The sequence below is a fragment of the Nostoc mirabile CHAB5784 genome, assembly GCF_020829645.1.
In the GTDB taxonomy this organism is placed as follows: Bacteria; Cyanobacteriota; Cyanobacteriia; order Cyanobacteriales; family Nostocaceae; genus Nostoc; species Nostoc mirabile.
In genome coordinates, this window is the sequence record NZ_JAIVFS010000183.1 from 1 (window position 1) to 9,230 (window position 9,230).

Sequence of the window (9,230 nt, forward strand, 5' to 3'; positions counted from 1 at the left end):
ATCGACATGGTAACAATTTATCTAAGCGTTCAAGATTTAATTATCCTATCGCTGCGGAAGTAATCAGAATTTTCGTGCAATATTACGTTGCCAAAATTGTTAAGCAATATTTCGCCAACAGTGTCTTTGCTATATTTACGCCGAGTTAACCTGAGACAGCTAGGACAAAAAAGTAATTTATCAGAAGTTTAGTAACGTCATAGAGAGATGCCTGAACCTTACTTTGTAGACATGTAAATAAAGTAAAACTACTTCATGGCAAGCTTTTTAGCATTTTAGGCATAGATAAATTTTTTAAGCAACTGCTCCTAATAATTTCAATGTAGCAATAGTCGCTGTATTTAAACCTGTAACTTTTTTAATGTTCATTTGCTCATAAGGTTTCTCTGCTTTGAGCGTTTTTGAGCAATTACCTGTTGTTATATCCCATAGCCTAATGGTCTGATCCTCACCACTGCTAGCCAAAGTTCGATTATCAGGATTAAAAGCAATTGACCAAACCCTGCCTGTATGTCCTTGCAAAGTTCTGAGGCATCGTCCCATACTAACATCCCATAATTGAACTGTGAAATCTTGGTTGCAACAAGCTAGTATCCTACTATCTGGACTAAAAGCAGCTAACTGTAACCAACCTGTATCTACCTGCAAAAGTTTAACGCATTCATTAGTGTGAATATTCCACAATCTGATTGTTTTATCGGGACTAGTACTTGCCAGTAATTTGCCATCTGGACTGAATGCAACTGACCAAACCCAAGCCTTATGCCCTTCCAACGTTCTTTTACACTTACCAGTACTAACATCCCATAACTTTACCGTCTGGTCATGACCGCCGCTAGCCAAGAGATGGCCTTGTGGACTAAAGGCAACTGACCAAACTGCTGCATCATGTCCCTCAAGAGTTCTCAAAATTTTACCAGTATTGACATCCCACAACCTCACTGTTTGATCTTCACTGCCACTAGCAAGTGCTTGACCATCAGAACAGAAAACAACCGACCGGACTAGAGCACGATGTCCCTGAAAAGTTTCCAAGGCTTGACCTGTGCTGGCATTCCACAACCTCACTGTTTGATCTTCACTGCCACTAGCGAGTGTTTGACCATTAGGACAGAAAGCAACCGACCAGACGGCTGCACCATGCCCCTGGAAGGTTTTCAAGACTTGACCTGTGCTGATATCCCACAGCCTCACTGAAGAGTCGTGACTACCACTAGCCAGCATTTGCCCATCCGGACTAAAGGCAACTGAGAGTATTTGATCAGTATATCCTTTAAATGTTTTGAAGCATTGACCAGTGTGAACACTCCATAACCTTGCCGTTTGATCATAACTGCCACTAGCCAGGAGTTCGCCCTGTGGACTAAAGGCAACTGAATATACCCAACTGGAATGCCCCTGAAAGGTTCTGAGGCATTCACCAGTACTGATATCCCATAACTTCACAGTTCGGTCATGACTGCCACTAGCCAGCAGATTGCTTTGGGGACTAAAGGCAACTGAATATATTTCATTGGAATGTCCCTGCAAGGTTTTGAGACATTTCCCAGTACTAATATTCCATAACTTTACCGTATGGTCTTCACTGCTACTTGCTAGCATCTGTCCATCTTGACTAACAGCAATTGACCGTATTCCATCACGATGTCCTTGGAACGTTTTAAGGCATTCACCCGTGTTGATATTCCATAACTTCACTGTATGGTCATCACTACCACTTACTAACATCTGTCCATCTGAGCTAAAAGCAACCGAGTGTACCCAACTTGTGTGTCCCTGCAAGGTTTTGAGACATTTCCCAGTACTAATATTCCATAACTTCACCATCTGGTCATCACTGCCACTCGCTAGCGTAGTACCATCTGGACTAAAGGCAACTGACCAAACCTCTTGCTCATGTCCTTGGAAAGTTTGCAGGCATTGACCTGTATCAATATTCCACAACTTCAAAGTGTAATCACCACTGCTGCTGGCAAGAGTTTTACCATCTGGACTAAAGGCAAGTGATATAACCCAGCTACTATGTCCTTTACAGATGAGGACTTGTATGCCATCTGCAAGCTGCCGCAAGTGAATCTCACCATTAGTATCACCTATAGCTAAAAGTTTGCCATTAGGACTAAAGGCTACTGACAGCACACCGCCAAAGGTTTCAGCAAAAATAGACTTATTAAAATTGGCGTTTTGGAAATTTACATCGTGCAATTTAAAAGACCGCAGGTCTGCTTGCCAAATACTCAGAAAAGAAAAATCATAGCCACTGATATCAGTCTCTAAATGACAAAGCAAATTGAGAATATTCCCAGCTGTATAACTTTGTTCTAGCGGTGATGTCTCTCGTAGGCTTGCTAGAATTTGGGTTAGCTGATTTTCAAGGTTTTTTTTGCTTCTCAAAACAGCGAATAATCCATCTATAACTGGCTCAATGATGAGCCGAATTTGAGTCTCTCTAACATAGTCTTTCGCCGTTGCCTTCATCAAAGCATGACACCTAAACAAATCAATATTTTGAGTAACAATTTCCTCACAAACTTGCTCTATCAATTGCTGAGTCACATACTCCATGACTACAGGTTGTAGCGTGAAGAGTGCTGTGCTTTTTTCAACCAAGGAGCGCCGTACCAGAGACTCCAGAGCCTCCAGTAATTTTTCTGCTGGTATTGGTGATACGATATCTCCTCGTATTTCTGATAGCGAAACTGGCTCACGATTGATTGCTAGCCAGTACATTATATCTTTCTCTAAATTTGCCAAGCGTGAAAACTGCTGGTCTAGCAGATCCCGAATGCTGCCAAAAACAGCCGTGTAATGTTGCAGAAATTGAGCAACATTACCATCAAAAACATCTTGTATCGTTGTCGCTACTATCTTCAAAGCTAGGGCATTGCCTGCATAACGCTCAACTACCGCTGGTAATTCTGACTCTGAGCCAGAAAAACCCTTGGCTTCAAAGATTTTCTGCCCTGCTACTACTTCTAAACCACTGAGTTGTAATGAGCGTACAGCCAGTGCTTCTCCTGTCAATGACGCTACGTCTTTAGGTTTTTCTCGAGAAGTCAGCACTAAAGAGCTTCGATGAATAACTTGCCCTAGCCGTTTTATCAGTAAGCCATAATCCTCATAGCCTTCTCGATAGCATCCAGCATAAGCGCCTGTTTGCAAAATAGTCTCAACATTATCTAAAATGATGAGACAGCGCTGTTGTTGCAAATATTTAATTAGTTGTGATATTCTATCATTTACTTTTGTTGGTAAGTCAGTTTCTAAAATCTCCTCATTAGATAAAAATTGAATTAAGTTAGCTAGGAGGTCAAAAAGTGGGGGAGCATTGTAGAGCGATCGCCAAATAACGTACTCAAAGCATCCTTGAACCTTTTGTGCTAACTTGGCAGCCAGAGAGGTTTTACCGATTCCTCCCATTCCCAACAGCGCCATCACTCGACAGCGTTCTTGGATGAGCCATTGCTCCAAAAGAGCCAGTTCGGCTGTACGTCCATAAAAAAGAGATACATCCACCATCTCTCCCCAATCAACACGTTTGGGGTTTTTCAAGTCTTCCTGCCCCTTTAAATCAGAGTCTGGGCTTATATAATCGTTCTTATCTAATTCTAGATTAAACATCATAAACAAACTAACAAGCGTCCGTTTGTCAACCCTGGCTTCACGAGTGAGTACCTTCCTAAAAGTGACACTAGTAATCCCAATCTGTTCACTTAATTCTTCTAGAGTACACTTGGAGCCATTGTTTTCTCTAAATTCCCACTCAAGTTTGGCATTTTGAAGCTTTTGCCAGCCTTCACGAGTCAGTATAAGTCCACGATTGCGTTTGAGTTTCTCCGGTTTCATAATTTTTTAGTAAGAATTTTATTTGGAGTAATAAGCTCCTACTGCTTGCGTGTATAGAAGAGGATTGTTAATAATTTAAAATTGTTGCTAAATAAGCTAAATAATTGGTAAAAACCAGCCAAAACAAATATTTTAAAAATACGATTTTGACAACTAAAACCCATTTTCAAAAAAGGTTTTAGCCACTTTTAGCATTATTTGGCGACAATTTTATTATGAGCAAACTAAAAGTTTATTCATTCGATAAATATCAATTAGGTAAGGTTACAGGTATTTACTCTAATGAGAGCAAATCATCAGGTACTATCTCTAACTTTAGACTCATCTTTGTAAGCAGTAGTTTCTATATAATAGTACTTGAAAAGTAATTAAAAGTCAATGACAATGCCCCGAAAAAATGCTGTTAATTTAACAATTCAGTTTCCATTGAACGAGAAAATAATTTTGGAGGAGTATTGTGAAAAAATGCAGCGAACAAAGAGCGATGTAATTCGAGAGATGGTACGCTTACTTAAAAATATTTAGAAGGTAAATAAAGTTGTCCGTAAGTTTGGAAACCCATACCTAAAAGGGAAATTATTGCACATCTAATTTTTCATGGCTAAATCTTCCAGATAAATGATTAAACCCGCAAATGATGCAAGTCAAATACGCTATAGTTTAAAATTTTTTAAACCTACTGTAATTTTTTACAGCAAAACTATTTAGGTTGTGAACAAAATAGTTGATAAATCTTATGCCCAGATACTCTGGGTGCAGAAACTAAGTATAAGAATATAGTTTGTTCATATTTTATTTATAATTTATATATAAGTAAGTAGATATAATTAAACATAAAATACCAACCAGTGAAATCAGCTTTATGAGCAGTTTTTACCTCCAACTTAGCTGCCTTCTACTTAAATGCAACGACTAAAATTAAAACTCCCCTGATTAAAAGTCGCCTCTTCTCTCTAGGCTGAAAACAAAATAGAAGCAAAGTAAAACTAGGGAGATTGATTCTCAATTGCTCCTAGAACTTTTAAAGAAGCAATAGTTGCTTGAGTTAAACCTGTAACGCCAGTAATATTCATTCCCTCGTAAGGTCTTTCGTTTCTTAAAGTTTTTAGGCACTCACCTGTCAAAACATCCCATAATTTAACAGTTTCATCTTCGCTACCACTTACCAGGGTTTGACTATCTGGACTAAAGGCAACTGACCTGATCCAGTGGGTATGACCACGTAAAGTTTTAATACATTGACCGGATTGGATATCCCACAACCTGATTGTTTGATCTACGCTACTGCTAGCCAAGAGTTTACCTTCAGGACTAAAAGCAACAGACAATACCCAACTTGTGTGTCCTGACATAGTTTTGAGACATTCACCTGTGCTAACATCCCAGAGCTTCACTGTTTTATCTTTACTGCTACTGGCCAGAATATTACCTTCAGGACTAAAAGCCACAGATAATACCCAACTTGTATGCCCTAACATAGTTTTGAGACATTCACCTGTGCTAATATTCCAAAGCTTAACTGTTTGGTCATCACTGCCACTGGCCAGAATATTACCTTCAGGACTGAAAGCAACAGACCATACTCCATGACTATGTTCCAAGATATTCAAGACTTTACCAGTGTTGACATCCCATAGCCTCACAGTTTTGTCATCACTGCCACTGGCCAGAATCCTACCTCCAGGAGCAAAGGCAACTGATTTTACCCAGCCGGTATGTCCCTGTAAGATGTTGCAGCATTGGCAGGTGCTGCTATCCCACAGCCTTACGAGTTGATCATAACTGCCACTTGCCAAGACATTACTTTGAGGACTGAAGGCAACGGTTCGGACTCGATTAGAGTGTCCCCGCAAAGTTTTGTAGCACTTTCCATCCGCAACATCCCACAGCTTTATAGTTTGGTCATCACTACTGCTAATTATGGTCTGACCACTAGGAGCAAAAGCAACAGACCACACCCCATTATTGTATCCTTGCAAGATTCTTAAGGCTTGACCAGTGCAAACATCCCAAAACCTTACAGTTTGGTCATCACCACCACTAACTAAGGTTTGACCATCCGGACTGAAAACAACAGACCAGACCAAACTTGTGTGTCCCTGCAAAGTTTTGACACATTCTCCTGTACTAATATCCCAAAGCTTTACAGTTTGGTCATCACTGCCACTAGCCACGATATTACCTCTAGGAGCAAAGGCGACAGACCTAATTCTATCGCTATGTCCCTGGCAAGTTCTGAAGCACTTACCATCCGATATCTTCCACAGTTTCACAGTGTGGTCATCACCACCACTAACCAAGGTTTGACTATCCGGACTAAAAGCAATTGACCAAACCGAACTGGTATGTCCCTGTAAAGTTTTGACGCATTCTCCTGTAAGAAAATTCCATAACTTCACAGTTTTATCACTACTAGCACTGGCTAAAATATTACCTTTGATATTAAAAACAACTGATAATACTGAACCAGTATGTTCCCGTAAAACTTTGTAGCATTGGCCGGTGGTGACACTCCACAAACGTACTGTCTGATCATCGCTGCCAGAAGCTAGAATTTTACCTTGAGGACTAAAGGCAACAGTTCGTACCCGCTCAGGATGTCCCGTTAAAGTTTTCAGGCATTCACCTGTGTTAACATCCCACAATTTTACATTCTGGTCAGTACCCCCACTGCAAAGAGTGCTACCATTCGGACTGAAGGCGATCGCTCCAACCCAATCAATATGTCCTAAACAGGTCAAAAGTTGTTCGCTTTCAGCAAAGTCTCGCCACAAGCAAATCTTGCCATTTGCGTCACTCGTTGCTAAAATTTCCCCGTTAGGGCTGAATGTTACCGCGGAAATTCTATTGAAGTTTTTAGTAAAAACTGATTTGGCTAGATTAGCATTTTGGAAACTCACTTGAGGTAAATTTACACTTTGCATATCTACTTGCCAAATGCTTAGATTAGAAAAATCATAACCTCTTAAATCGATCTTTAGCTGACGAAGCAAGTTGAGAATATTTCCACTTGTATATCCAAGTTCTAGTAGAGATCCCCCTTGCAACTTTACTAGAATTTCATTTAAATGATTTTCTAACCTGCTTGTGGTTTTAAAAATAGTGAGAAGTTCATCTAAAACTGGCTTGACAATTAAACGTATTTGAGTTTCTCTAGTGTAGTCTTTGGACTGAGCTTTACTCAAAGCATAATACTTAAAAAGTACAAATTCTTGACTTGCAATCTCTTGAGAAGTTTGCTTAATTAATTTGCTAGTCACATACTCCATTAGTACAGGATGTAATGTGAAGAAGAAGCCACTTCTTTCACTTAGCGTTGACTGAAACTTGTCGATCAGATTTCGCCTTACTAAAGACTCTAGAGTTTCTAATAATTTGTTTGATGTTACTAGTGACATAAAATCATCTTGCAATTCGTAGAGTGTAATTGGCTCACAATTAATTGCCAGCCAGTACATTACCACATGCTCTAAATTAGATAAGCGCTCAAACTGCTGCTCTAAAACAGCGTAGATATCACCAAAAACTCCGGTTTTTTGGGTTAAAAACTCAGAAATATTCCCATTTAAAACATCTTGAATAGTCGTTGCAACTATCTTCAAAGCCAATGGATTCCCAGAATAACGCTCAATCAGTACTTTCTCATCGGACTCTTCTCCAGACAGACCTTTCAGGTGAAAAATTTTTTTTCCTTCTTCCTCTTTCAGACCCCTCAGTTGTAATGAACGAACAGGCAATGCTTGTCCTTCTTCTAACGCCACGTCTTTGGGTTTTTCGCGAGAAGTCAGCAATAAACAGCTATTATGGGGAACTTGTCCTAACCGTCTGATGAGAAAGTTATAATCCTCATAGCCTTCTCGATAGCATCCAGCATAAGCGCCTGTTTGTAAAATGGTTTCAGCATTATCAAGGATGATGAGACAATGGTGTTGTTGCAAATATTCAATCAGTCGTGAGATTCTGCCGTTTACACTTTTTGGTAAGTCAGTTTCTAAAACTTGCTCTTTAGATAGAAATTGAATTAAATTAGCTAGGAGGTCAAAAAGTGGGGGAGCATTATAGAGCGATCGCCAAATAACGTAGTCAAAGCATCCTTGAACTTTTTGTGCTAACTTAGCAGCCAGAGAGGTTTTACCGATTCCTCCCATTCCCAACAGCGCCACCACTCGACAGCGTTCTTGGATGAGCCATTGCTCCAAAAGAGCTAGTTCGGCTGTGCGTCCATAGAAAAGAGATACATCAATTGTCTCTCCCCAATCAACGCGCTTCGGAAATTTCAAGTCTTGAAGTATTGCTAAATCAAGATTTAACTTGGAATAGTCCTGGGGATTTAGCTCTAAGTTAAATGCCATGAATAAATAAACAAGCGTTCGTTTATCAACTCCTTCTTGGTTAGCAAGTATCTTGGCGAGTGTATTTGAAGTTAATCCAGCGCGTTCACTTATTTCTTCCAGGCTATACTTAGAGCCAGATTTCTCTCGAAGTTCCGCTTCAAGTTTCGCCCTCTGAAACTTTTGCCAGCCTTCACGAGTCAGTAGAACGCCACGATTACGTTTTGGCTTGTTCTGATTCATAAATTATCAGTACCTATTTTTTTAAGGCAAAAGTCCATAACTCCACTTTCAAGGTAGTGTTCTCCACGATCATTAATTTGGCTCAAAGGCCAGTTAGAGATGGAATCAGCGCTAACAAACAACATCTAAAAAGTAGGATCTGATGACGTGATCGCCTCCGACGTGTCTCTTTGGAATTCAGCACCCGCCAAAGGCAAGCTCATACACTACTCACTGGGGAGCGAGTAAAGAATGCCTTCTGAAGATTTCTCAGAGTTTAATTTAATGATTTATGCAAGTTTGAAAATAACTTTTATTACTGAATTTGTATCGAAAGCAAGTTTGATTCAGTTAAATGCAACATTTAAAACCTACCATTTAGGTTAGATTACAACATCTACCAAAGGGTAGATCGTATAATGCTCTTTTATGTTTTCCCAATATATTGGGAATTTTTACCCAAATTGGGAAATAGTAATTTTGAGGAGCAATCAAAAATATTTTCTCAAGTGCTAGGATTATTCAACAAATATCAAACTGTTGTATTAGGAAACAGAGAATTTTGCTCTGTAAGATTGGCTAACTGGCTCAGGGAGCAAGAAGTACAGTTTTGTTTGAGATTAAAAAAGTTTCATGTCGCCCCCTCAGTGTTAGAGATGAATATTTAGATACATTCGCCATGTCCTCTAACTGGGAAATACGGGTGTAGATAGGAAGTCAATATTTTTTTGGTTTCGATAAGAACTTGATCTTGAAAATTACGATCACGTGTGAGTGAGAGAATTTCTAGAGCACTTGCGACCTCAACAACTATCATCGCAAGCAAATCTC

2 protein-coding genes are annotated in these 9,230 nt (G+C 39.6%); both read right to left on the reverse strand.

Annotated features, from left to right (window positions below):
* Window positions 1-294: 294 nt before the first annotated feature.
* Complete coding sequence (locus LC653_RS42925) at window positions 295-3,846, reverse strand: WD40 domain-containing protein (protein ID WP_229501364.1); 3,552 nt, start codon at window positions 3,844-3,846, stop codon at window positions 295-297.
* A 986-nt stretch (window positions 3,847-4,832) separates the two neighbouring features.
* The gene (locus LC653_RS42935) at window positions 4,833-8,420 is read right to left on the reverse strand and encodes a WD40 domain-containing protein (RefSeq protein WP_229501366.1); all 3,588 of its coding nucleotides are present in this window, start codon (window positions 8,418-8,420) and stop codon (window positions 4,833-4,835) included.
* Window positions 8,421-9,230: the final 810 nt, after the last annotated feature.

Coding starts and splice junctions, on each gene's coding strand:
- LC653_RS42925 (WP_229501364.1), bottom strand. CDS start 3,846: ATGAAACCGGAGAAACTCAAACGCAATCGTGGACTTATACTGACTCGT.
- LC653_RS42935 (WP_229501366.1), bottom strand. CDS start 8,420: ATGAATCAGAACAAGCCAAAACGTAATCGTGGCGTTCTACTGACTCGT.